Origin of the sequence: Leptothoe sp. PORK10 BA2, from assembly GCF_034932105.1 — a bacterium.
Classification (GTDB): domain Bacteria; phylum Cyanobacteriota; class Cyanobacteriia; order Phormidesmidales; family Phormidesmidaceae; genus Leptothoe.
In genome coordinates this window covers 1-25,233 of sequence record NZ_JAYGIG010000008.1, presented here as the reverse complement: position 1 = coordinate 25,233, position 25,233 = coordinate 1, and the positions used below count along the sequence as shown (strand labels likewise).

General features: G+C 50.9%; 24 protein-coding genes. 12 read left to right on the top strand and 12 right to left on the bottom strand.

Going from position 1 to position 25,233, the window contains the following annotated elements:
* Positions 1-250 precede the first annotated feature (250 nt).
* The gene (locus VB741_RS03780; protein WP_323363812.1) at positions 251-595 is read left to right on the top strand and encodes a hypothetical protein; all 345 of its coding nucleotides are present in this window, start codon (positions 251-253) and stop codon (positions 593-595) included.
* Positions 596-639: 44 nt separating this feature from the next.
* Positions 640-771 (top strand): SUMF1/EgtB/PvdO family nonheme iron enzyme, encoded by a 132-nt coding sequence (locus VB741_RS26240; protein ID WP_442786283.1) that lies wholly within the window; start codon positions 640-642, stop codon positions 769-771.
* Positions 772-1,037: 266 nt separating this feature from the next.
* Here VB741_RS26240 and VB741_RS03775 read toward each other — a convergent pair whose 3' ends face one another.
* The 5 genes from VB741_RS03775 to pgl all read right to left on the bottom strand — a co-directional run bounded on the left by VB741_RS03775 (position 1,038) and on the right by pgl (position 6,493).
* Positions 1,038-2,846: an ABC transporter ATP-binding protein gene (locus VB741_RS03775; protein ID WP_323363811.1), complete on the bottom strand. Its 1,809-nt coding sequence runs from the start codon at positions 2,844-2,846 to the stop codon at positions 1,038-1,040.
* A 426-nt stretch (positions 2,847-3,272) separates the two neighbouring features.
* Positions 3,273-3,995 carry a lecithin retinol acyltransferase family protein gene (locus tag VB741_RS03770; RefSeq protein WP_323363810.1) on the bottom strand — a complete coding sequence of 241 codons (723 nt, stop codon included), beginning with the start codon at positions 3,993-3,995 and terminating at the stop codon, positions 3,273-3,275.
* Complete coding sequence (locus tag VB741_RS03765; RefSeq protein ID WP_323363809.1) at positions 3,996-4,484, bottom strand: FHA domain-containing protein; 489 nt, start codon at positions 4,482-4,484, stop codon at positions 3,996-3,998.
* A gap of 82 nt (positions 4,485-4,566) precedes the next feature.
* Entirely contained in the window at positions 4,567-5,475 is a 909-nt protein-coding gene (locus VB741_RS03760) for an FHA domain-containing protein (protein ID WP_323363808.1), read from the bottom strand.
* Between the two features lie 238 nt (positions 5,476-5,713).
* Positions 5,714-6,493 (bottom strand): 6-phosphogluconolactonase, encoded by a 780-nt coding sequence (pgl, locus tag VB741_RS03755; RefSeq protein WP_323363807.1) that lies wholly within the window; start codon positions 6,491-6,493, stop codon positions 5,714-5,716.
* 165 nt (positions 6,494-6,658) lie between these two features.
* Here pgl and VB741_RS03750 point away from each other — a divergent pair, with 165 nt between their 5' ends.
* The 4 genes from VB741_RS03750 to VB741_RS03735 all read left to right on the top strand — a co-directional run bounded on the left by VB741_RS03750 (position 6,659) and on the right by VB741_RS03735 (position 11,211).
* Positions 6,659-7,393: a glycosyltransferase gene (locus VB741_RS03750; RefSeq protein ID WP_323363806.1), complete on the top strand. Its 735-nt coding sequence runs from the start codon at positions 6,659-6,661 to the stop codon at positions 7,391-7,393.
* Positions 7,394-7,425: 32 nt separating this feature from the next.
* Entirely contained in the window at positions 7,426-8,307 is an 882-nt protein-coding gene (recO, locus tag VB741_RS03745) for a DNA repair protein RecO (protein WP_323363805.1), read from the top strand.
* Positions 8,297-9,808 (top strand): MFS transporter, encoded by a 1,512-nt coding sequence (locus VB741_RS03740; RefSeq protein ID WP_323363804.1) that lies wholly within the window; start codon positions 8,297-8,299, stop codon positions 9,806-9,808. The genes recO and VB741_RS03740 overlap by 11 nt, the downstream gene beginning before the upstream one ends.
* A gap of 242 nt (positions 9,809-10,050) precedes the next feature.
* On the top strand, positions 10,051-11,211 hold the full coding sequence (locus VB741_RS03735; protein WP_323363803.1) for a glycosyltransferase family 4 protein: 1,161 nt from the start codon (positions 10,051-10,053) through the stop codon (positions 11,209-11,211).
* Between the two features lie 59 nt (positions 11,212-11,270).
* Here VB741_RS03735 and VB741_RS03730 read toward each other — a convergent pair whose 3' ends face one another.
* From VB741_RS03730 to VB741_RS03720, 3 genes are all read right to left on the bottom strand, one after another.
* The gene (locus VB741_RS03730; RefSeq protein WP_323363802.1) at positions 11,271-11,867 is read right to left on the bottom strand and encodes a TIGR04282 family arsenosugar biosynthesis glycosyltransferase; all 597 of its coding nucleotides are present in this window, start codon (positions 11,865-11,867) and stop codon (positions 11,271-11,273) included.
* Between the two features lie 102 nt (positions 11,868-11,969).
* Positions 11,970-12,818, bottom strand: a complete 849-nt coding sequence (locus VB741_RS03725; RefSeq protein ID WP_323363801.1) for a DUF547 domain-containing protein — start codon at positions 12,816-12,818, stop codon at positions 11,970-11,972.
* 113 nt (positions 12,819-12,931) lie between these two features.
* Positions 12,932-14,995 (bottom strand): glycosyltransferase family 2 protein, encoded by a 2,064-nt coding sequence (locus tag VB741_RS03720; RefSeq protein WP_323363800.1) that lies wholly within the window; start codon positions 14,993-14,995, stop codon positions 12,932-12,934.
* Between the two features lie 227 nt (positions 14,996-15,222).
* Between VB741_RS03720 and VB741_RS03715 the strand changes: the two genes are divergently transcribed.
* Positions 15,223-16,986 (top strand): dynamin family protein, encoded by a 1,764-nt coding sequence (locus VB741_RS03715; RefSeq protein ID WP_323363799.1) that lies wholly within the window; start codon positions 15,223-15,225, stop codon positions 16,984-16,986.
* A 200-nt stretch (positions 16,987-17,186) separates the two neighbouring features.
* Here VB741_RS03715 and VB741_RS03710 read toward each other — a convergent pair whose 3' ends face one another.
* From VB741_RS03710 to VB741_RS03695, 4 genes are all read right to left on the bottom strand, one after another.
* Positions 17,187-17,492, bottom strand: coding sequence for a DUF2973 domain-containing protein (locus tag VB741_RS03710; RefSeq protein WP_323363798.1), 306 nt, complete (start codon positions 17,490-17,492; stop codon positions 17,187-17,189).
* Positions 17,493-17,511: 19 nt separating this feature from the next.
* Positions 17,512-17,859: a DUF2605 domain-containing protein gene (locus VB741_RS03705; protein WP_323363797.1), complete on the bottom strand. Its 348-nt coding sequence runs from the start codon at positions 17,857-17,859 to the stop codon at positions 17,512-17,514.
* Positions 17,860-18,057: 198 nt separating this feature from the next.
* Positions 18,058-18,327: a TIGR02450 family Trp-rich protein gene (locus VB741_RS03700; RefSeq protein WP_323363796.1), complete on the bottom strand. Its 270-nt coding sequence runs from the start codon at positions 18,325-18,327 to the stop codon at positions 18,058-18,060.
* A 106-nt stretch (positions 18,328-18,433) separates the two neighbouring features.
* Positions 18,434-18,865 carry a hypothetical protein gene (locus tag VB741_RS03695; protein ID WP_323363795.1) on the bottom strand — a complete coding sequence of 144 codons (432 nt, stop codon included), beginning with the start codon at positions 18,863-18,865 and terminating at the stop codon, positions 18,434-18,436.
* Positions 18,866-19,034: 169 nt separating this feature from the next.
* Here VB741_RS03695 and VB741_RS03690 point away from each other — a divergent pair, with 169 nt between their 5' ends.
* From VB741_RS03690 to VB741_RS03670, 5 genes are all read left to right on the top strand, one after another.
* Entirely contained in the window at positions 19,035-20,153 is a 1,119-nt protein-coding gene (locus tag VB741_RS03690; RefSeq protein WP_323363794.1) for an ABC transporter ATP-binding protein, read from the top strand.
* Positions 20,146-20,955, top strand: coding sequence for an ABC transporter permease (locus VB741_RS03685; RefSeq protein WP_323363793.1), 810 nt, complete (start codon positions 20,146-20,148; stop codon positions 20,953-20,955). Before VB741_RS03690 ends, VB741_RS03685 begins: the two co-directional genes overlap by 8 nt.
* 155 nt (positions 20,956-21,110) lie before the next feature.
* The gene (locus VB741_RS03680; RefSeq protein WP_323363792.1) at positions 21,111-22,868 is read left to right on the top strand and encodes a GldG family protein; all 1,758 of its coding nucleotides are present in this window, start codon (positions 21,111-21,113) and stop codon (positions 22,866-22,868) included.
* Positions 22,869-22,884: 16 nt separating this feature from the next.
* The gene (locus VB741_RS03675) at positions 22,885-23,556 is read left to right on the top strand and encodes a DUF4340 domain-containing protein (RefSeq protein ID WP_323363791.1); all 672 of its coding nucleotides are present in this window, start codon (positions 22,885-22,887) and stop codon (positions 23,554-23,556) included.
* 1,364 nt (positions 23,557-24,920) lie between these two features.
* Positions 24,921-25,233 (top strand): Wzz/FepE/Etk N-terminal domain-containing protein (locus VB741_RS03670; protein WP_323363790.1); only part of this gene is annotated, 313 nt, incomplete at its 3' end.

The following is a 25,233-nucleotide window of genomic DNA, read 5'->3' as shown; positions in this document are numbered from 1 at the left end:
ACTACACCTACGATGCCCAGTCTTTTCAAAAATTGCTGTAGCGTCGCATATATTTGTACAAAATTTAAAGATAATTGTTTCATTACATAACTATGTGATTTAAACACTACGCATGTTGAGGCGTACTTATGCATAGGCACCGAAGTTGTAGTGTGTGTTGAATTGGCATGAGATTGTTAATGGCACCATTTTGGAATGTGGTTTTGTAGGGTGCTGTAAGCGCAGCGTTACGCACCGCTAACCTGCATTCTTGGCTTTTGGTAAATCGCCAAACCGATTGCTCGGGGGTTCCTCCGATTCTTATCGTCGCAGTGACAGCATTGCTGAAACTGGCTGCATTTATGACCGATTGGAAAGTGAATTTGGTCGGGCTCATGGGTTTAAGGATGTGGATAGCATCCTGTTTGGGGTGGATTTTGCGGAATATTTGGACCAAGCGGTTAGTCGGTGCCTGGTGGTGCTGGTGATCATTGGAAAAACCTGGCTGACGGTGACGGAACCGGATGGGACTCGGATGGGGGAAGTATCTGGTTACTCAAGCTCAATGGCAGGCTGTTGCCAAGTTGAAGAAGGTAGACATAGACCTGGAGTCTGAGCCGTCTCAGTTCAAAGGGAATGATTTGCCGGTGGAACAGGTGAATGGGTTTGGGACGGTGGAGTTTTGTCAGCTACAAGAATAGTGAAAAAGGACAATATCGAAAAAAGACAACAGCTGTAGGGAGTTTTCCTGCCAATAAATTTGATTTGTATGACATGCATGGCAATGTGTGAGAGTGGTGTCAAGATCATTGGCATGAGAATTATAAAAGTGCTCCTAAATCCGCTCGCTGCTACAACAATACGCCCAACAGCCGCAACAACACCTATGGTTTTCGCCTAGTATGTTCTGTTCCCAAGACTCGACTATAGCCCTTTTCTCTCTTTCAAGACGAGTGCTGACATCGGTCAGTAATCAAGATAAAAAGAAAAGTGTTTCAGCAACAGGTAAGCGTCCCATCAAGTGGTTTATCTCTGATGAGACGCTTACCAAAACAGTCCTAAGCCAATAATTCTCCTGTTTCTTGTAACTGGTGCAACCGCTGATAGAGACCACCTTGGGTCAGCAGCTCATCATGGCTGCCCACTTCGCTAATGCGACCTTCGTCGAGCACCACAATTTGGTCCGCCTCACGGACAGTGCTTAGCCGGTGAGCAATGATGATCAGCGTGCGGGTACCAAATAGCGATCGCATCGCCACCTGAATCGCACGTTCTGACTCATAGTCCAAACTAGATGTTGCCTCATCAAACACCAGTACATCTGGCTCCATGACTAAGGCCCGCGCAATGCCAATCCGCTGTCGCTGACCGCCAGATAGCCGCACCCCCCGCTCCCCCACGGTAGTCAAATACCCATGGGGCATATGCTGAATAAAGTCGTGGGCCTGGGCAATCTTACAAGCCGCCTGCACCTGCTCCACCGTGGCCTCTGGACAGCCATAGAGCAAGTTATCCATCAGCGTGCCGTTGAAAATATCCACCTCCTGGTGAACAATTGCCAATCGCCGCCGATAGCCCGTAATGTCCAAACGCCGCAGATCCTGACCATCCACCAAAATGGCACCCCTTTGGGGCTCAAAATAGCGGAAGAGCAGCTTGACCAGCGTCGACTTACCCGACCCCGAACGCCCCACCAAAGCTACTGTCTGACAGGGTTGAATCAACAGCTCAATATCCTTGAGCACGGGTTTATCGGGGATATAGCCAAAGGTGAGCTGACTGAAATGTACCTTGCCCGTAAACCGGTAGTCGGGGACATCGTCCGTGAGCTGTCCCGCATCCATGCCCGCTGGCAAAGCCATAAACTCCTGGAACCGAACCATGGCACCATAGCGCCGCACAAACATTTCCGCCAGGCTACAGATCGGATCCACCTCGGCATAGGCCATGCTAGACAGGGTGAGAATGGTAATAAAGTGTCCTAGGGAAATACTCCCCTGTAGCGTTGCCCACAGGGTGAGGGCCAGCACTCCAAAGGTACAGGTTTGAACAATGGTGCGCTGCCAGGTGCCTAGCTTGACGTAGCCCAAATGGATCCGATAGTCCACCACCTTAAACTCTCGATTCAGTCGCTGTTGCTGACGTTTTAGCTCGCGCATTTCTGTCGCGAACGCCTTTACCGTCTTAATGTTGGTAATAATTTCCGAGGTGCGGCTCTCGGTATTTTCCATGTATTCATCCAGTTTTTCCTCTTGATAGGATAATCCTTTGAGGCGAACAAGACTGTAGCTGATAATGATGGCCAACGATCCCAAAACAACCAAGGCAATCGACCAGTCTAGAAACGCAATTACCACAAAAATCCCCAATAAACGGACGATTTTTGGCAAAAACTGACCAACAATTTCTGGATAGCTCCAGGTGTAATTGGCTAATCCTTTGGCCACCCGGGCGGCAATGCGGCCCGGGTTGTTTTCGTCATAAAACTCTAGGGGCAGAGTCAAGATTTTGGCTAGGGCGCGGTTAGCCTGGTCCCGTCGAGCCCGTAAGGCTGTATCCCAGTTAAACCAGGCACCAATCCAGGGCTGAATCGGAGCCCGACCGACTGAGATCAAGCCCACCAGCCCCACTAAAACAAACAGAGAGAACATTGGGGTAATGGGTTGTTTAAATAATTGACCCACAACAGAAATTAAACTCTCTAGGGGCTTGTCTAAGGGTTGTTGGGAGAGCACATTGAGGATTTGGCCAATGGCATAGGGCACGAACAAATCAATGATTTCGAACGTTCCCATAGCAGCCGCGTTAAATACGGTGATCAGCCAATATTGTCGATAGTATTGAAGAATGTTGAGTAACTTGCCCACGAGATGCCTCCTGTTGTCATCCGCTGGATGACACTGTCTGTATTATTGGTGAATTACAATCCTAATTTGTGACCATGGGATCGATAAGTTGACTGGCACCCATGGCCTCAAACTCTTGCTATGCTGACTTCTGGTTCATATTTCTGGTTATAGCCCTGCACCATAGTTCGCACCATAGGTGCTTGCTAAAAGTTAGAGATAACAGCTGCTGTAGCAAATGTTCTGGTGCATTAGGCCATTTGCGAGTTAGGTTAGCTCTTGCAATTCAATACTTTCAGAGATATCCATTGTTTTAATTAACCTAGCAAAAACCTAACAAATGCAAGATGGGCGGTGCAATCTGCAGAAGGCCTCAGCAGATTGGCATATCGTGCGAGACCTGGGTGGGCAGAGGTTACCATTCCTACGGGATGATCTATTCTGATCTTATATTTTCTGTGAAGAAAGACTAATAGAGAGGGGGCTGTCTTCAGCTAACCGTTTTAGGGCCAGGGTTTGGTCCGTTTGGATGGAGATTTGTAGGTCTGAAAGGTCTTGCAGCTGGGCTTGGATGGCCTCGGCTTTTTTCTGGGCAGCGTGACGTTTGTGGAGCGCCGCTCGGGCTAAGTCTTCACGGCCTCGACCCAGGGCAGCCTGGGCAACTTGTTTCCACTTTTCGCCATCGGCCCGGGCCTGTTGGTAGTCGGGGAGGAGGGTGCTGGTTGCGATCGCAATATTATCCAACGCCTTAGCAAATAACTCCAAAATTGCCTGGGGTGTCTCCTGCTGGGCTGCCTGCCGAGTAAATCCACCGGGCAACTTGATCTGTTCTAACTGCAGCCCAAAATTATCGAGCTGAAGGCTCACGTTATTACCCGTTTTACACCAGTTGGCAAAATGCTCGCAGTTATTAAAAAATAAGTTGTAGCGCTGTTCCCCCAGGCGACTTTCAGCCCGGTTGAGCACCACATCGGGGATAAACGATACCGACTGGGGCAGGGTGTATAGCGGATTGCCGCGAGCAAAAGCTGCAGCACTGGTACGGGCAATGGTGGCCGTACCCACCTTGCGATAGTGAATAACACTGCCATCCCCACAGTCAATCCCATGGTGCTGGTAAGGCACCCCCATCACATCCCGCATCACATAGATCTGATCACCTCTGGCCATCTAAGCAAGCCCGTTGCCGTTATCCATTGGGTCGGGATTGGTTTTGTGAGATGTGGTATCCCGAATATCTGTTTTGATCACGTCTAAGTCAGTGCCAACGGATTGCTCAGGCAAGGAGTGGCCAACCTGAGGCTGTTTGCGCCGAGCCAATAGCTCTTTGATCGAAGCCGCAGAGGATTTCTCGGGCTGCTCGATGGTGATTTTTAGGTTGGGACCAGACCGCGCTAACCGAACCACCAGGCCATCTTCAGCTGTAACATTTTTGATCCGCTTGCCATCTAAATAGGTGCCGTTGGTACCCAGACTCTGAATGGCCCAACCCTCTACCCCTTTATGAATTTCCAGGTGATGTCGAGAAACAACGGCACTGTAAAGAACCACATCATTGTCCGTAGAACGGCCAATCCGAATGATGTCTTGTTTTTCCTCAAAAGTCCAATACTGGATAGGCTTTTTATTCTGCGGGTGGAGTAGCGATAGGGTAATCACGTTAGTACATCGAAGGGCAATCTTACAGGGATGGCAGCGCAGAAGTGACAATCAAATGGTCAAGGGAGGTATCCTTTGACCCCTATGCAAGTTGAAAAATAAAGCTTACCTTATCACCTTTTCCAAGGGCGATGCGGTCTCCAGGGCGCAAGCGATGGCGGTTTCCTGCAGCGAGTGGCAAGTTATTAATGTACGTACCATTGGAACTTCCGACATCCTCAATATAGTGGACATCGCCCTCAATACGGATATTTGCATGAACGCGAGACACAATTTCTGATTCTGGAAAACCAGATACGTCTATATCAGGTGGAATGCGGTCGTTGGGCTTACCAATATGTAACAGATTGAGCTCAACGGGTAACTCGATGGTGGAGTTTGTTTGCACATGGAGCAACTTGGCGGTGAAGCTCTGGATTTGGGTTTGAGGAACGGTCAGGTTGGGGGCGTTCCCTTCAGGGATGTTCCCCTCAGGGGCACCCACTTCAAATGCATTGACTTCAGCGACGGTGGGCTGGGTGGTAATGGGAGGTGAGCTATAGATATCAACCGCCGATTGCAGGGTTGCCGGGCTGGGATCGGCCGGTAAAGGTGGCGGCGGCGAGCTAATCGGTGGCGAGCTAATGGGCAGGGGCTCTGGGGGCACCAGCGGTTCGGGTTCCACCAGGTCTAATGAGCCACTGTAAAGCGGTGTGGAGGCTGCTGGGGGCATCGGGCTTGTAGGGGCCATCATGGGCTCAAAGGGCAGTGGGGCCGTCGGAGGGGCTGCTGTCGACGGGGCCACCCGAGGGGCCGATGGCGTTGCCGGAGCCACTGCTGAAGCGGATTGATTGGCTAGGCTATGTCCACACTGACCACAAAAGCTCGCATCTGCCTGCACCTTGGCTCCACAGTTGGCGCAGATTATGAGGGAGGGCAGGGGGGTATAGCAGGCTTCGCATTGCGAAGCTGCTTCTGGGTTCTGATAGTTGCAGTTTGGGCAAATAATCATAGCGGTCAGGTTTACGCTAGCTCATGTATAAACTACACGGTTTCGGAGGTTTTCTGTCGATCGGTTGGTAGAAGTATAGGTAATCTTTGACTTTGTTCCGTATCCTGGCATGTCTAAGGGTTTGAGGAAACAAAGGGGCTGCCCCCCCAGCTATGTAAGGGCATTAGGGGATTGCCCGTGGGATTTGGGGGTATCTTCCCTGTAATCGCACAACTGGGGAGTTTTCCATGGGGATTCCTCAGGGAGTTAACTGATGGACCGTACGTTCGACGGTGGTGGGTAATCCGTGGCTAGCATCCGCATCGAGTAACCACCGTAATTCGCCCTTTGGGGCAATCAGGCGGGATGGATAGGTGGCACTGTCGGCGTCAGCGGCAAATACCTGGGATAGGGCTGCTTGCTTGCTGGCTCCGGCCACTAAAAACATTACTTGCCGGGCTTGGTTGATCAGCCGGGCGGTAAAGGTGATTCTGGGCTGCTCGTCTTTTTGGCCCACGGTGATCCAGCGCTCGGTTTCATTGAGGGCCGCCGTATGGGGAAATAGCGAGGCGGTATGGCCATCGTCACCCATGCCTAGCAGGATGATGTCAAACTGTGGGGTGTCGGGGAGGGTGGTGCCAAAGCTGCTGGCTAAGGTCTGCTGATATTGGTCAGCAGTGGTTTGGGGGGAATCTGTGTCGGTGGGGACCGGGAAAATATTGTCAGCCGGGATGGCGACATGGCTGAGCCAGGCTTCATAGGTCATTTTGGCATTGCTGTCGGCATGGGTGGCTGGGACATAGCGCTCATCGCCCCAGTACACATAGATTTTGTCCCAGGGGAGATCGGCCTGGGCGATGGCTTGGTAGATGGGTTTGGGGGTGCTGCCCCCGGAGAGGGCTAGGCTGCAGCGACCACGGGATGCGATCGCATCCCGCATCAGTTCAATCACCTGGTCAGCCGCTGCGGCCACCAGGGCAGTCTTATCAGCAAAAACATGCACAGTGGGTGCGGTCTTTTGGGGAGGGGCGACGGTCATAGGGGCTCAGAAATTACATTAAAAAACTGCAGAGACGGTTTTAGCATCCTATTCTGAACGCTAGCGCAGCTAGGGAGACCCGCCGCTACTCTTAATAGACTTTGTATTATTGTGGGCGGTGACTTGTCATCGGTGACGTGTCATCGGTGCCTATGATTGGTGACTATGATTTCAGTTGTTCTGCCTTGCCTCAATGAAATTCGCCACGGCTATCTGCCAGGTATTTTGGATAATTTAGTTCTACAGCCGGGGGACAAACAGTTAATCATCGTCATGAGCCCTAGCACGGACGGTACCTACGATGTCATTACCCAGCATCCCGCCGCATCCGACTTTAAATTGATTGACACCGATGCCACCAATCGGGCCCAGCGGCTGACCATCGGCATTGAAGCCAGCCAGGGGGATGTCGTTCTGCTGCATCATCCGGCCACCCTGCTCCCCCCTGACGCCCTGGCCCAAGTCCGTCAGGTGATGGCCAATGAAACCGCTATCTGGGGAGGATTTCGCCACAGCTTCGACCTGGACCATTGGCTGCTGCGGTTCACCTCCTGGTATTCCACCACCCAGCGACCGCGCCTGAGTCAGATTCTGTACCTAGACCACTGCATTTTTGCCCGCCGAGACGCCTTAATGACCATCGGCGGCGTGCCCGACATGGATATTTTTGAAGATACGGCCCTTAGCCTTGCCCTCAGTCAGTTTGGCCCGCCCCATTTGGCTGAGGGCACCATCGTTACCTCCGCTCGCCGCTTCAAAGAACGGGGCATTTACAAACACGCGGCCCTCAACCAACTACTCAAGGTGATGTATCACCTGGGGTTAGATCCTAAAAAGATGAATTGGCTATACGAAGGCACCAGCCAAATTAACGTAAGCTACGACAAACAGAAGTTTTAATTGTTTAGGTTGGCGTTTTGAGTGGATCCCCTATGTCCCGCACCTACAAAGCCACTGGCATCAACCTAAAAGCTTCCCCCATGGGGGAAAACGATCGGTTGATAACGATTCTGACTAAAGAATACGGTCTGCTGCGAGCCATTGCCCCCGGTGCTCGTAAACACAAATCTCGCCTGGGGGGGCGCAGCGGTCTGTTTGTGGTCAACGAGTTAATGCTGTCCAAGGGGAAATCCCTGGACAAAATGATTCAGGCCGATACTCAGCAATCTTTTCCAGGGTTGAGTCGGGACTTAGCCCGGCTGACGGCGGGGCAGTATTTAGCTGAGTTGGTGCTGTGCGAGGCCAGTGAGCAACCTCAGGCGGAGCTATTTGAGTTGCTAATCGCCCATTTAGAACGTCTGGAAAATGCGCCTCCTAGCACGGTACTGGCCTGTTTAGCCCATGGCACGTTTCATATTTTGGCTTTAGCGGGGGTGGCTCCAGAACTGCGTTACTGTTGTCTTAGCCGGACACCGATTAATCCCCAGCTGGGGGGTGATAAGGATCATCCTTGGCGGGTGGGGTTTAGCATCCAGGCCGGTGGCGTGATCACCCTAGAACAGCTGGAACAGCTGGAAAATAATGCTGGCCCCGCCGACTATGAAGCCGGCCGTCGCAAGCGAATTTATGGCTCCCTAACCACCACCATCGGTGCTCCGGAACTAGCCCTGTTACAACAATTAGGGAAAGCAGAGCTTGTGTTTACCCAGGCTAGTTCTTTACCATCTATGGCAGGGGAGAGTGTCGCCTCCCATGGTCTGTGGCGTCGGGTGGAACGTCTGCTGCGAAACTATGCCCAGTTTCACTTCGATCGACCGATTCGATCGGCTGCCCTAATCGATAGCTGCTTTGATTCATCTGCCTATGCTTCGTGAGTCTGACTCCAGTACATCTAAATCGTCTTCCGGGTCTGACCATCGGTCAGATGCCGGTTTAGGTACTAATTTGGTTACCGATAAACCTGGGCGGTCTGCGGTGGAGCCTTCTGAGCCTGACGCGCCTTCAGAGCCGGGGAGTGCGTCCCCAGGGACTGTGGACAATGCCGAGGTTAACGGCTTAGGGGGGCAAATCTCTGGGCCGATCACTGGTTTTTGGCCGGTGTTGCAAAACCGTAATTTTTTGATCCTATGGGGTGGACAGGTTTTTTCCCAGCTGGCGGATAAGGTCTATTTGGTGTTGATGATTGCCATCATCGCTAGTCAATATGACACGCCAGGCCAAACCATTAGTGGCTGGGTGTCGGCGGTGATGATTGCGTTTACGATTCCGGCGGTGCTCTTTGGTTCCTTGGCTGGGGTGTATGTGGGCCGTTGGCTGAAGCAGCCGGTGCTGGTGCTGACTAATGTGTTGCGGGGGGCTTTGGTGCTGCTCCTGCCGTTGGGGCTGTGGCTCACCCAGGACCTGGGCTCTGTGGCGGGGATTCCCCTGAGCTTTTGTCTGCTGTTGGTGATTACGTTTCTCGTCTCCACCCTGACCCAGTTTTTTGCCCCGGCGGAGCAATCAGTGATTCCGTTAATTGTGGAAGACCGTCATCTGCTGTCGGCGAACTCCCTCTATACCACCACCATGATGGCGTCGGTGATTATTGGCTTTGCGGTGGGGGAACCGCTGCTTGCGATCGCAGATCAACTCCTCGTCCCCTTCGATGGCGGCACCGGCCTTGGCAAAGATCTCCTGGTGGGCCTAGGCTATGGTCTGGCGGGGATGATCCTGACCACCATGGGCACGGGGGAGTCTGCCAAAAACCTCACCCAAGATAGCCACCTGTGGTCCGATATCAAAGACGGTCTGCGCTATATTCAGCAGCGCCCTCCCATTCGTAATGCCATCATTCAGCTGGTGCTGCTGTTTTCGGTCTTTGCAGCTCTGGCGGTTTTAGCGGTGCGCATAGCGGAGGTCATCCCCGCCCTCAAGTCCTCCCAATTTGGCGTACTCCTCGCGGCGGGCGGTGTGGGTATGGGGGTAGGGGCTACCTTAATCGGTCAGTTGGGCCATCGCTTTGCTCGCAGGCACCTGAGCCTAGTGGGACTATTGGGCATGGGGGTCGCCCTAGGAGGGCTGTCCTTGACCATCCATAGCCTGTGGCCCACCCTAGCCCTCATGGCCATGCTGGGGGTGTTTGCGGCCAGCGTTGGAATTCCCATGCAAACCACGGTGCAAGAACACACCCCCGAAGAAATGCGTGGCAAGGTCTTTGGCCTACAAAATAATCTGGTGAATATTGCTTTGAGCTTGCCCCTAGCCTTTGCGGGGGTGGCCGAAGCGCTCGTGGGGTTGCGCTCGGTATTGTTGAGCCTAGCGGCCATCGTCATCCTAGGCGGTCTACTCACCCAAACTGTGTTTACGGTGTCGGCTGAAACGCCGTCCGGTTCTTAGAGCTGAATATAACTGGTGAAATGTAATTCGTAAAATGCTGATAAAGTCATATAAAGCATTTGTACGGTTGCTTAAGTAACATTAAGTTGGTTCCTTTAAGTAGTTACTTAATTAAACAAGGGTTCCTCAGGGGCATCTTGCCAAACGGTTTAAATCGTGAAGCCGTTCATATTTGCTTTGAATATCATCTGCTGCTAACAGCGCCATTTTAAATAAACGTCCGAATTTATAGCCCCCTTTAGATGCACATTGCCTGGATTGGTAAAAAATCCCCGTTTTGTGGAAACGTTACCTACGGTCGAGAGATTACAAACGCTCTGCTAGAGCGTGGTTACCGGGTAACATTTCTGCATTTTGCGACGGATGAAGACTCATCAGACGATCACGTTGGCTACGAAGAGGTTTCCTTACCCTTTATTTTCAAGTCCCAGATTCTTATCATTCCAAGCTTTAGTTCGGCCCGCCGTCTGGCTGAGGTCCTAGCCGAACTCAAGCCCGATCTGGTGCATGCCTCCTTATCCCTGTCTCCCCTAGATTTTAAGCTGCCAGAAATTTGTCACGAGTTGGGTATTCCCATCGTGGCTACCTTCCATCCGGCCTTTGACCGTAAGCGGCGCAATCTCACTTCCGGCACCCAGCACTTCACCTACCAGCTATATGCTCCACGCTTAGCTAACTATGACCGGGTGATTGTATTCTCTCGTATCCAACAAGAGCTGTTGGTGAAGCTGGGGGTGCCTCCCAACCGGGTGGTGGTGATTCCTAACGGAGTAGATGTCTATCGATATACCCCAGGCCCGCCCGCCATCAAGCAAGAGTTTCGGGCTAGCCAAATCTATGTTTATCAAGGGCGACTAGCCATTGAGAAAAATGTGGAGTCCATGCTCAAGGGGTGGAAACTGGCCAACATGGGGCCGGACAACAAATTGCTGATTGTGGGTAGTGGTCCTTTGGAAATGGCCTTAAAAACGGCCTATGGGAAGGATGATTCGGTGATCTGGCTAGGGTTTGTGGCCGATGAGCAGCGCCGCATTGAGATTTTGCAAGGGGCCGATGCCTTTATTTTGCCGTCTTTGATTGAGGGGCTATCCCTGTCCCTGTTGGAGGCCATGGCCTGCGGTGCCGCCTGTATTGCCACCGATGCTGGGGCAGATGGGGAGGTCTTGGAAAACGGGGCTGGCATTGTGATTGACACCCAGCGCGTAGCTCAACAACTCCAGACAATTTTTCCCCTGCTGCGGAATCATCCCGAGATGATTTCACTGTTGGGCAGTAAGGCCCGACAGCGGGTGCTAGATCGGTACACCCTGAGTAAAAATATTACCCAGTTGGAAAATCTTTACGCCCAGATGGTGCCTAGTAAGGCTCGGTACTCGGTGCCTCAGCAGGTGGGGAAACTTTAGCTGTAACCCCATGGCCATTAAAGGCTAACTAGGGCTATCCCAGGTCCTTAAACACGGATTTAAATACACATTAGGATTTGATTGAACCAGTCTAGATCCTCAGGCCGATCCACATCTCTCAGCTTCTCTAGGGTGGCGATGGAAAGGTCGAGGTGGGTTGCGATCGCAACCGTCCGCTCAAACACTTCCCCAGTGCCCCAGGGAATCTCCTCAAACAGCTGGGCCTGGTGTCCCCTCAGCCCAATTAGGTAATAGCCCCCATCCACCGCTGGCCCCAGTACCACATCGTGGGTCTGGAGTTGTTGAAACGCCTGCTCAAAATGGTTGGCACTCAGCTGGGGACAGTCCGCCCCAATGGCCACCACCGCCTCCATTCCCGCCTCAAAATTTCCCCTAAATGCCTGCTGTAGCCGGTGTCCCAATCCCCCCGCCACCTGGGGCCGGTAGGTAAACTGCCCTCCTAACCACGTTTGCATTTGGGACAGGCCACCCCCCGAGAAATGCACCTGTCGGTCAATGCCCGGACCCAGGACCGCCATTTCTCGGGCCATCGTCGCTGTCATCCATCGCTGCAGTTCAGCTGCCTTCGCCGCCCCCAGAGAGGGAATCAAGCGAGTTTTAGTATTGCCAGCTTCAGGGTATCGTGTAAACAACATTACACAGGCCCTTGCATCCACGCTGGATTCTTTTGCTTGATTTTCTACTAGATAGTTTGCCGTTTGCTTGACCTGTTTGCTTGATCTATTCGTCTTAAATTATCACTGTTTATTCAAAGACCAGTCGTAGTCAAAATAACTCAAGCTATAGTTTCCGGCTGCCAAATAAGCCCGATCGTCCTCACTGACATAGTTGCTAATGAAATTGAGCACGGCCTTCTCCGCATTGCTACCGGTAAAGCCATCCTCCACCCCATAGGTGGGGATCCAGTCATCGCCAAACCAGCTGAAAATCATCGATATCTGGACTTCCCCCGCCTCCTGGTCGATCCTCAGTCCATCGGGCCTGGCCAGCCACTGGGTGACTTGATCATCCAGCTGGGCGTCCAGGTCCTTCCCCGTAAAGACTTCGCTGCGTAGGGGAGGGCAGCTAATGGCCGCGCAGACCAGGGCAGAATGGATCCGAGGCTCGTTGAAGTTAGCTCGCAAAATATCATGCTCAATATTATCCAGGGTCTTTTCCTGGCCGTTAATCCTATGCTTATTCAAACGCCACACCCCTACGATGTCTTTGATGCTGGCTTTCAGGGGCGTCTGGTCAACAATGGATTTTAGCGTGAGGGAGTTGTAAGCATTCACCCAATAGGCAATCTGGTCAGTCTCACTCCAGCTTTTAGAGGTGGCGTCATCCACCGTCGCGAGGCCGTTGTTAAAGGTATCCAGCATCTGGCGAGAGGCCTGTAGGCCACTGTAGTCCACCAAGCCGGATGCATCGACATAGGTTTTCAGAACATCATCATAGATGGCGTAATTTACCACCTTGTCTGGGGGCTCAGATAACGCGGCCTCGCTGGCAGGGGGAGCTGGTTGGGGCGTGACAGTTCCAGTGGAACAACCGACCAAGCCAATGGAACAGGCCAGGAAAAAAGCAGAAAAATAGTGGCGTTTCATAATGGGTTGCACGATTATTTATGGGTGAGGACTAAGGGCCATCAATCACAATGATTGGCGTTTGATTCCCTCGCAATTTCCCATTGGCAACTGAACAAAGCCTGAGAATCAGCTTAAGTTCTGTTCAATTTTGTGGGGATTGCCAGACCTGGCCAGGTTGCCTGGGCGCTGCTCCACAGCACCCCCAACACGAACGGCCACCATAGACAGTGGCGTAAGGTTTCTGGTAGATGCCAGCTATAGTCTCCTATGGACAACTGGTATTGCAAAATAAAGTACACATATGCCGACAGGCTAACCAGGCGACTACCCAAATTGCGACTGACCACTAGAAAGGGCATAAGCCAGCTGAAGTACCAAAAATGGACAATCGGCGAAATTACCATCAGCCCAATCAGGTACCACTCGGTAAATGTGTCAAAACTGCTTGTTCGCACAAGAAGCCACAGTACTACCAGTGCCAGGGGAAAAGCATAAAGCCAGTTAGCTGAGCGTGATGGCTCCCATAGTTGCGCTACTAAGTGGGGAATCAGCTCAGCGCTACGGCCATTCTTTACAAACGAGGAGCCAAATCGCACCAACGGGCAGGAGGCGGGACTACAGAAGGGAATCGCTGTCAGTACGATGGGGAGTAAACCGGTCATACCGCTCATGAGGGCGATGCCAATTCGCCCCCGTCGGAGCCCATGCCAGACTAGAAAAGCTAGCACCGGCAGCGATATCCACTTGACAGCAATGCTGATGCCGACCAATAGAGCACTGCCAAGATAGGTTAACGATGGCCGCGTAACGGGTATACCTGGCCGTTCAAACCATAGCCAGGCCATCACCAGCGGCAGCACAAACCAGCTGTCATAATGGCCACCGCCAGCAAAACTGTAAATTACCATCGGGTTCCAGGCATAGAGTAGTGTCGCTCGATACCCAAAGCGCCGGCTCAGTAGCCAGCACACCATCAAATCTGCAATGGTAAAGGCTGCTTTGAATAGCGTTACCGATACGGCAATTTGAGCCAATGACCGGAACCCAATCTGGGTTACCGGCGGGTATATTGCCGAGGCAAAGGCGTTATTGATTTGGCCCCACCACTCCGTGCGTAGGGGCTCAAGGATATCGGCCGTCGGTGCAAAATCATAGGGGCTAAATCCCTGCAGTTGGATATACCCTTCCCATAGGTAGCGCCAAATATCGTCCCCTGGATACATGGCCAGTAGCAGTCCCCGAGTGGCTATGGCCACCGCCCAAAACCAGATACCTGGCAAACTCTTGATTGCCCAGGCCAAGATAAAGCCCACCCCCATAATGGTGCTACCAATCCAAAAGTGGATGATCGATGTTGTGGCGCGAAAGTCTCCATTGGGCAGCACATAGACACTGCCTGCCACCAGCAACATCGCACTGAGAAATAGCAAAATTGGTTGAGACCTAGGGCCATTGGCTATTTTTTCCCACGATCGGGTTGAAACATCATACTCAGCCCCCCGCCATAGTGTTTGCCAATACAGACGAGCCAGGGTAGACAGAATGATGATTCCGGCTTTGAAGCTGCCGGAGACAGTACCTGAAATCTTGGACTGGCCGCCTTGACGGGGTAAATAGTTGACTGGTAATTCACGGATGCGCAGGCCGCATTCTACTGCCCGGGCCTGCATTTCGACGGTCCAGCCAAAGTTGCGATCGCACATGTCAATCTCATCCAACGCCGTCTTTCGCACCAGTCTTAAGGGCCCCAGATCATGAAAGCGATACCCCCAGCCCCAGGCAATCAAAGTCCCCGATAGCCAATTACCAAAATTCTGCACCGGACTCAGTTGCTGACGTCCCTGGTCCGTCCCTCGACGATTGCCCAAAATTAGATCATGCTGCTGCCGCTGCGCAAAAAAATCTGGCAACTGACTCAGATCATCACTGCCGTCCGCATCACAAAATAAAATCCACTCAATCTCCTTGGGTACCGATTGCAACCCTCGCCAGCAAGCCTGTCCGTAGCCTTTTTGGGGCTCTAAAATTACCTCAGCTCCTGCCTGGGTGGCAATCTCAGCCGTCTCATCCTGACTGCCGTTATCCACCACGCGAATGTGGGTTAAACCCTGAACAAGCAACGCCTTAACCACATTGCCAATCGTGGCCGCTTCATTCAGAGCTGGAATAATAACTAAGGTATTCTCTAAATCCATGGGATGCCACGAGATGGTGTCCAGCACCTATTAAATAGGTTTTGGCTGAAATTCAGCTGAGCTGATCCAAGGCTAATTCTCAGACTAGGATGGCCTAAAAAATCAGCCAATTGACCCACTTGCCCTGATTAATACCTCATCATCAGACCGATATCTGTACACTCGATATCTGTACACTCTCGATATCTGTACACTTAAGTAGCGATCCGCCGGAGCGAGATATTTTTATGGGTAACGCAGCAGACACATCGACAACAACAGCCATTATCGATCCGCAGCTGCAAACCTATCGCTCTGCCCTGGCTCAGCTGCTCCAGCGGATGCAAGATCTAGCCAGCGATATCAACAACCCTGGCCTGTCACAAACCACAGACGGCCTGCGGCGCAGCATCGATGAACCCTTTTTGTTTGTGGTGGTGGGGGAGGTCAAGGCAGGAAAAAGCAGCTTTGTCAATGCGCTGCTAGGGGCGGAGGTGTGCGCCACCGACATTGCCCCCTGCACCGATTCGATCCAACAAATTGTCTACGCTGACCAGGAAACGGTGCAGCAAATGGAGCCCCATTTACGCAAAATTGGTCGCCCCATCGACATCTTGCAAGAGATTTCCATTGTGGACACCCCCGGAACGAATTCCTTGGTGGCAGGGCATCAGGTGATTACAGAGCGCTATATTCCCAATAGCGACCTGACGTTTTTTGTGCTGTTTGCCAAAAATCCTTACCAGAAAAGTGCCTGGGACTTTTTGGACTACGTCAGCGTTGAATGGCGTAAAAAAGTCGTCTTTATTTTGCAACAGGCCGATCTGCTACGCCCCGAAAATCTAAAGACCAATGTCCAGCAGGTGCGGGACTATGCTGCCCAAAAGCAGATTGTCTCACCCATGGTGTTTGCCACCTCCGCCGAGCTGGAGTTTGAAGGCGCTCATATTGACAGCGGCTTTACCCCCGTGCGGCAGTACATTCGTGACATGGTTTCAACGGGGGAAAGCTACAAAATTAAGCTGCGCTCCGTGGGCACCACCACCCAGAAGCTGATCGAAGCCCTAACGGACGACATTCACACCCTCAAAGTACAACTCCAGCAGGACCGGGCTACGGCAGCTCGGATTCAGCAGCAAATTGAGGTGGGGCGGGGGCGATCGCAAATCGAAATCAACACCCTAGTCAGTCGCCTTTCCGATCGCTACGACACCATTGCCAGCCGCATTAAGCTGGAGTTTCGCGATAGCCTCTCCGTCGTCACGGTAATGCGTCGGTCCTTTGTCGGCATTTTCAACAAAGAGGTGTCCCTACAAACCTGGATCAACCAATTTAAAGATCGCTGCCAAACGGAATTCAAAACCTCCCTCGAAGAACTATCCAATGAGGGTGCCCAGCATTTCGTCGACGGCATTCGACAGCTATTAGATGGATTGACCGTGAACCTCAACTCCATCCAGACCCATGAACTCCAAAGCAGCGCCATTTCCATCAAAATTTTAGAGCGTCGCCAGGAGGTAATCGAAAGCGTCAAAGCTAAGGTCAATAACCTCCTCACCGATGACGGCTTGGCCCGTACCCTAGGCTCCGAAGCCGAAAACATGGCGGCAGAAATCGTTGGTGGTGCCTTTGTGGCCGTGGCCGGTACCATTTTGCACATCGTTGAGTTTGCCGTGGCTGAGGCCATTATGAACGCCATTGGCATTGCCTTTGCGGGCATTGGTGTCATTTTCCTCGCCATTGGCATTGCCTGGCAGCGCCAACGGATTATTACCAAGTTTGAACGGGCCCTCGACGGCGAAAAGGATCGGTTTAAAGCCGATGTCGCCGACCGCCTTAACCAAAAGCTGAGTCTAATCTACGAAGAAGTGGAACGGATATTTGTCCAGTTTTACGACTACGTAGAGCGTGAAACGGCAGAAGTGGCCCCGGTACTGGAGCAGTATGACTCTATTCAAACAGAGGCCAAGAACCTGTTCAACGACATGGCCACTAAAGATTTACTTCGGTAAGGGTTTTACTTCAGTAAGGCCCTTACCGAAGTAAGGATGGACTGCACTGGCACCCACCAGCCTAGGCATATCCAACCCGAATTTATTAACCCCAATAAAAAATAGATGGTACAGCCACTTACCCACTGCACCATCTATTTTTCCAACGTATATTTTCCAGCCGGTATGCCGACCCATTCGAGCTCAAAGGCAAGGAGACGTTAGTCGTCTTTCTTGTCGTCCAGGGTGCTGCCACCCCCTGAAGATTCATAAATGGCATCTAGCTGCTCGCGAGCGTCCTTAATGGAAATGGAACGCATGACCAGTAGGGGTTCATCCAAGAGGTTCCCATTGCTGTCTAGCAGTTCAGGATGGGCCACCCGACGGGCCTGCTGGGGCATGGACGACATTGCACTGCCGCTACCTCGTCGGGTCTCAATACCCAAACTAATGAGGTTACGCACCAGATTGGCGATGGCCAATGAGGCCAGAATGGTGAAAGCGAAAATGTAGAGTAAATGCAGCATAGGTTCAGAAGCGGTGGCGCTAATTATCCTGGTTTAGGTTGTCTTGGGCTGCTTGGGCTTTCTGCTGTCGAAAGCGGATACCCACATTCCAACATTCGTGAACCAATTGATGCCATGACATGACTACAGACATATCGACACCTGCTTGGTTACCAGTAGCCTGGGATAGGGACTGGGATGCAATAACAAGCTGTTGAGCCTGGCGCACCCGACTGAGTAATTCCTCTTGCTCACGCTCACTCAAAAAATTGATAGCTTCGGATTCAAGCAAATTTATCGAGCGACCAAACCAATGTTTGAAATCGTTCAGTAAAGGCTGTAAAACTGCCTTCATTAGTTCAGATTCGGAAGCATTGGAGCTGTACATCAATTGTACTTAAGCCAGTATCAATTGTAGGAAATTTGTGAAGCAACGTAAGGAGGTGTAAACGATTACTAACTTAGACAGAATCGTTAAATAATGCTACCCAGGACAGCCATCTATGGCAGCTGAACAAACCGAGTGAGGTTTCTGTAAACATTATTACCTTAAGCCCATCTTAACGCTATTTCTTAAAGCAGATGGTTAAGATATGCCATCAATTTTGGTTTGAATGTTAGGTATTTGATCTCGGGTTTGCCATCCTGCTTTCCAGAGCTGACGGTTCTTTAAGACATTGGCATTGATCCAAAATCGAATGGCTGGATCACAGGAGGCAACCAGTTCAGCAAAGACGAGTTTGCCTTCATTTTTACGGTTTGTAACTTGAAAATGTCGCCAACCCATGGTGCGTTGCTGGGCGGTCCATTTGGACCCCACCAGGTGGGGGAATTTTTGCTTCTTTGGTTTGGACATGGACCGGCTTGGTGATGGATATAACAGAGGTCACACCTTAAGACAGGTGAACTCTTAAATGAGAAAATGCGAACGTTCAGGGGCCATGCTCGATTCTTGCAGTAGCCTACTGAAGCTTCTGCTTTAGCCCTCGGATGTGGACAGCGCGGCTGGTGATGTAGGCCGTTTTAGGTTCTAGGCGAATATAGATTTTGCCCGACAGTAGCCCCCGTAATTTGCTGCGGGAGTACATGACGATATCGGTTGAGAGACTGTCATCATCGACCTGGCTATATCCCAGTTCGGCCAGGGGCTGACTGATTTGGTTCAGAAAAACCTTATGGCCTTTAATCGGTTGTTTGAGGGTGATGGAGCGATTAAAGTACAGGCCCAAACCACCACCTACCAAGCCCATAATCAGACCCAGTTGATTGGGTATGGGACTCGCGGGACTGAGCTTGAGTACCGCACTGGCCAGTCCCATGGTGATCAACGTGGTGGTGCCAAAGTAGTAAAGAAATGTAAGGGAATGCTCGGGGCCTTGGTTACTCGCAGTCATGGTGGGTCTAGTACCTTCTCTCTGTATAGGGTTGCACAATTTCATCGCAACCGTTGTGAAAATCAGTGGCAGAATGGTCAGGCGAGATTAGTCATCGTTGTTTTAGGAGTCGGTTTTAATAGTCGGTCTATGGATATTGGGCTGAATATTGATTCTATTGGGTTAAACCATGATTGAGGTAGAGCAGCTAAGCAAAGCGTATGGTCCGACCGTGGCCATCAGCGACGTGTCCTTCAAGGTCGATCCAGGGGAAATTTTAGGTTTTTTAGGGCCGAATGGGGCCGGAAAAACTACGACTATGAGGATCTTGGCTGGATATTTGCCCGCCACTAGCGGTACGGCGCGAATTGCTGACCACGAGGTCCACAGCAATTCGATGGCGGTCCGGCAGAACATTGGCTATTTGCCGGAAACACCCCCCCTATATCCAGACATGACGGTGGAGGCGTTTCTTTATTTTGTGGCGCGGATCAAGGGACTGCCCATTGGCGATCGGGCGGCGCGGGTGGCGTCGGCCATGGCACGTTGTAACCTGAATGATAAGAAACGGGTGTTGATCCGTAAGCTTTCTAAGGGTTTTCGGCAGCGGGTGGGTATTGCCCAGGCCATTGTCCATGACCCGCCGGTGATTATTTTGGATGAACCGACGGTCGGTCTGGACCCGAAGCAAATTATTGATGTGCGCAACCTGATTAAGAGTCTGGCGGGGGAACATACCATCATTCTCTCGACTCATATTTTGCCTGAGGTGAGCATGACTTGCGATCGCATCACTATCATTAATCAGGGGCGCATCGTCGCCACCGATACCCCGGAAAACTTGACCGCCCGCCTAGCCGGACAGCTGGGCTATGCCATTGAGGTGGCGGGGGACCCGGAACGTGCCCGGGCGGTGCTCCAGGAGCTAAACCAGGTGGAATCGGTCAAATCCTTGGCCAGGGAAGGCTTAGATGAGGGCCACCACCGGTTTCAGGTGTTGGCGGCCACCGGGGAGGATCCGGGGAGTGCGATCGCAAACGCCATCATCAATGCCGATCTTGGTCTGTACGAACTCTCCCGTAACCGCGTCAGCTTGGAAGACGTGTTCATTAACCTCACCACTGAAGAACCGACCCTAGTCACCCCAGATTCTGAAATAGATTCTGGGACAGATACGCCATCCGATACGGCTCCCTCACCTCCAGCTCCATCTGATGCCACCGCCTCTGATGTGCCCACATCCGAAGCATCAGGCCCTGACTCCACCGACGCCCCCTCCACAGAACTTTCAGCGGACAGCGATGAATAGCCTCATTACCGTTATCAGCAACATTATTGCCATCTACCGGCGGGAACTACAAAGCTACTTTGCCTCCCCCATGGCCTATGGCATTGCCACTATTTTTTGGCTCCTCGCCGGGTTTCTCTTGGTCATTCTGGTGTTTGGCCCCCAGGGTCTGTTGACCCAGTCAGCCTTTGCCGACCAGGCTGGTCTCCAGAGCGCCCCCTTGGATCTACCCTACGAGTTCACCCAGTTTTATCTAGGTCTTTTGGGCTCCCTAGCCATGTTTATTCTGCCTGCGCTCTCCATGGGGCTATACACCGAGGAGCGCAAACAAGGCACCCTAGAACTTTTGGCTACCTCACCCATTACCAATTGGGCTGTTGCCCTGGGCAAATTGCTGGGGGTGGTGACCTTCTTTATCACCATAGTGCTGCCGCTGTTAGTCCTCGAATCCTTTGTCGTCGGCTCGTCAGACCCCCCCTTCGATTTTCGCCTATTGCTTTTGGGCCATGGCGGGCTGATCCTAATGGCTACTGGCATACTCTCCCTGGGGATGTTTATTTCGTCCCTCACCGAAAGTAGTGTGCTGGCCGCCATTCTTACCTTTGCCTTGGTGTTGGTGCTGTTTGTGGTCGAAGGGGTGGCCAGCGGTTTACCCGGCCCCGTTGGTGACGCCATTGGCCATCTCTCCTTGCTAAAACACTACAACGACTTTACCCAAGGCGTGTTTGATGTCAGTGGTCTGATCCTCTTTCTCTCCTACACTGTCCTAGGGATTTTTCTCACAGCCCAATCCATCGAAGCATTTAGGTTTCAGAGAAACTAACATTTGGGTTTAAATCGCGAGCACTTAGTTTGCTGGTTAACCCCTGACTGCCCTGGGCTAAGACCTCAAAACAAAATCTCAAAATTAAATGCCCAGGGCTCAAAATTTCTTTCTCCCTGACCTATTTCTGTTACTTTTTCTTTCTGTCCCCCTCTATGAAAGCGCTATCTACCTTTCGCAAATATCTTCGCTGGCTGATATGGCCTGGGTTAGCTCTGACTACCGCTGGTCTAGTGGCTGGTTTGGTTGAAACTTGGAGTACCCTGCCCATTGTGCTGCTGGTGCTAGGTCTGGTGCTGACCTTGGCAAGTCTGGTCCTAGGCGGATTTGGTTACCGCAGCTTTTGGCAAAATCGGTCTACCCAGGCTGGCACCAATGCCGTCTTGGCCACCTTAGCCATGGTCCTGATTCTGGGTATCGTGAACTTTCTAGGGGTGCAATATGCCCCTCGCATTGACCTGACTGAGGGGGGCCTGTTTACCCTGGCCCCGGAATCCAGATCCGTGGTCACAAAATTAGCTCAACCGGTAAAGGTGGTGGTGTTTGACTCAGCTTTGAACCCCAATGACCAGCAGCTGCTAGAAAGCTATCAAAAATTTAACGACAATCTCACCTACGAGCACATTAATCCGTTCCAAGACCCGGCGGCGGCCCGTGAGTTTAATGTGACTGGTGAGGGCCGAGAGGTCCACCTAGCGTTGGGGGATGAAAAAATATTCGTTCAGGCGTTGGGGGCACAAGGGTTAACCGAACAGGATTTGACCAATAAGCTGTCCCAAATTGGTCGCGATCGCAACGCCGTAGTTTACTTTATCCAAGGCCACGAAGAATTTGTCATTGATGGCACTGCCTCGGGCTATGCCCAGGCCGCCGCCGCCTTGGAGGAAGATGGTTTTACCGTTGAAGCCCTCAACCTGGCTCAAACGGCCATTGTCCCCGATGATGCCGATGCAGTGGTAATTGCAGGGCCGAAACAAGCATTTTTTCCCCCAGAAGTAGAGGCCCTCAAAACCTACCTAAATGACGGCGGCAGCGTTCTATTAATGGTGGATCCACAAACCGAGCCTGAGCTGGATGATTTACTAGGGGACTGGGGGGTGACCCTAGACGAACGACTGATTATCGATGCCTCGAATACGGGGCAAATTGTCGGTTTAGGGCCCGCTGCCCCCCTAGTGACCACCTATGGAGACCATCCCATCACCGCAGACTTTAACAGTGGCCGTTCATTTTATCCCCTGGCCCGACCCATTGAGTTAAAGCCAGTAGAGGGGGTGGAGGCCACACCCTTACTTTTAAGTAACCCCCAAAGCTATGCCGAACCTCTTTCTGAAACAGGAGAGCTGAATGTTGACACCCAGCAGTCGCCAGAGGGGCCGTTTAATATTGGTGTTGTTTTAACTAAAGAGGTCGAGGGATCACCCCAGGAGGAATCGGCCGAAACCACCTCTGAAGAAGACGAACTATCGACAGAAGAAGAGGCCTCGGAAGAGATTATTGAGGAGACTCAAGATAATGCTCCTGAATTAGAAACAGACCCACCCGAGAGTGAGGTATCTGAGACGGAAGGCGCTGGGATAGATTCAAGTGAAGAAGAGCCTGCTGAGCAATCGTCCCTACCCGAATCCGCAGATGAACTGAGAAAAGAAGCTCGCCTTGTGCTGATTGGGAACGCTACCTTTGCGACTGACGGACTATTCGATCAACAGATCAATGGAGATGTGTTTCTCAACAGTGTTACTTGGCTCAGTAATTTAGACGATACTACGTTATCGATTCGCCCTAAGGAGATTACCAACCGCCGCATCACCATGACCGTATCCCGACAGATTCTGGTGATCGTTTTAGCCCTGGTTGTATTTCCATTGGTAGGGCTCGTGGGAGCCGGTATTACCTGGTTCCGTCGTCGCTAAGGAGTCTATAAACACTATGAAACTACAGCGCAGTACGGGTATCTTGTTGGCAGTTGCGATCGCATTAGCCGCCACAGTCGCGATTATTGAAACCAGAAAAGGCACTCCATCAGCCGATGGTGAAACCCTATACGATTTTACGGAAACCGATGTCAGTTCTTTTTCCATTGAGCTAGAAGATGAACGCTTAGCCTTTGCCAAAACCGATGATACATGGCAGATGACTGAGCCTGATGCCGCCCCAGCAGATCCCTCTTCAATTGCCTTTTTACTCAATATCATCACCAGTGATCTCATCCAAGAGACTATCGTTGTTAACCCCAGCCAGCTAGAAACCTATGGTTTGGATCAGCCTACCGCTACGATTGAGCTAACGGTGGATGAGGAAAGCTACACCCTAACCGTAGGCGATGAAGACTTTAGTGATACATCCCTCTATGTGATGACGGCTCAAGATGTGGCAACCGCTGACTCCGTGGATGTTTACCTGATGCCTAAAAGACTAGAAGATGGTTTGAAGCGTCCAGAAGAAGAGTGGCTCCTTGCAAATTCCGAAGAAAATGGCACCGTCGAAGGGGGCGATGACTCTGAGGAAGTGCTGCAGGACGAAGAGAATGGCACCTTTGGAGGTAGCGATGACTCCGAGGGAGTGCTGCAGGACGAAAATAGCCCAGATAAAAGTGAGTAAAACCAAAGCAGTAAATCTACCGTTGCTGATTTAGCGGATGAATTCGATAGTCATCAATACGGCTCGTCAGCTCCTCTCTACTTAAATCATCCTGAAAATCAGCGATACCGTAAATCTAGTTAATGGGGCCATCAAAAGGACACCTCTATTAATTGCCTTGCCCTCAAAAGCAATATCTGAAGCCATTGGAACTTCGTTCACTATTCTCAGTAAAATGAGTCTTTTTTAATAAAATTGAATTAATCAAAATGTCCTGAAGTTAAGACAATCTGTGGTTAAGGCGAAAGTGATGCAAAAAATGGGAAAAATTTAGATAAGGAACTTCAATAGCTTTTATTAAATTCATGAACTACGAGGATCATCGCTTGATTTAAATTTTGTTCAAATTTAAGTGCATGCCAACCCTAGTCAAATTACATCCTAACCAACATTCCGCACTCCCAACTGTCACAATCAGGCATTAAATCTGAAAGACTTTTACATAGAGACTTTGAATGCCTTAATAGTTCTCTTGAACTATTTTTAGATTATTCTCAATAGTGCCTAGCTATTGAGAATCTATGCCTCTTTAGAGACTGTAATCCATTGGCTTCGTCATTAATTATCGGATGTGCCAATTTAATGGCGGAATGTGGGATCCTAAGTAATTAAAAGTTAATTTATCAGTCAACTATCTTGCCTATGGCACCTAGGTAATTCATCTATGAATTTGTGACCCCCTTGCTCTGCCAAGAGCCATCTCAGTGGCTTTACGGAAACTTTAACCTCAGTGTAAGTATCATTTAGGATGCTTGTTACCAAAGCTTTTCTTTTACTCAGTATAAATATTGTAATTATTGTTGTTAGTTTAGGCATTACCTACCAACTCCTCGGTGGATAACCTGAAAAATTCTGATTGACTTAGTTTATTGTCTTCAGAATGTTCTGATTTTCATTACCTACATAGAAATACTAGGTTCAGGTTGAGGTGAATTGACTAGGTGCATTCGCTAGTTTCATTTCACTATGATTTGCTCCCATTCTTTATCAGGGTTTTAGAAAATTGAACCATGTTATGAAGTTCTCATGCCTAGGCCCAATGATCACTGTAATTCATTACCCTGCTTGAAAGAATGGGTACACCTCTGTTAGAAGGGGCTGATACATCATTCCTAGGTGTCTCTATAGTCACCTGTGCTAGGTGGTTCTACTGATAATAGTTCTACTGGTCATGATTGTTTTGTCGAGTCCTAGTCCGTTCCCTCATCCTTCAATGAAGTAGCTTGTTGAAAACTTTATATAGATTGATATTTAGATTTTAACCTCTGAGTATTGAATCCGTTACCCTCTCCGTCGTAGTTCGTTCCTTTTCCCAGTGAGGCTCAATGGCATCTAAAGATAACTCTGTTCAAGAGATTGAAATAGATTTACACAAGTATTGGCTAGTTATTCAGCGTCGCTGGCTAATTGTGTTGACGGTTTTTGGCCTAACGGCAACCGGTGCCGTTGCTCTTGGTCTGACTCAGGAACCTAAGTATGAAGCCGAATCAAAACTTTTATTCGAAGCATCTAACCAAACATCGTCCTTGGTTGGTCTGGAAGGTGCTGACCGAGAGCTAAAAGCGTTAACCAACTTGGATAACCCCCTCGATACCCAAATCGAGGTTTTCCGTTCTACCCCCATCGTCCAGAAAGTGA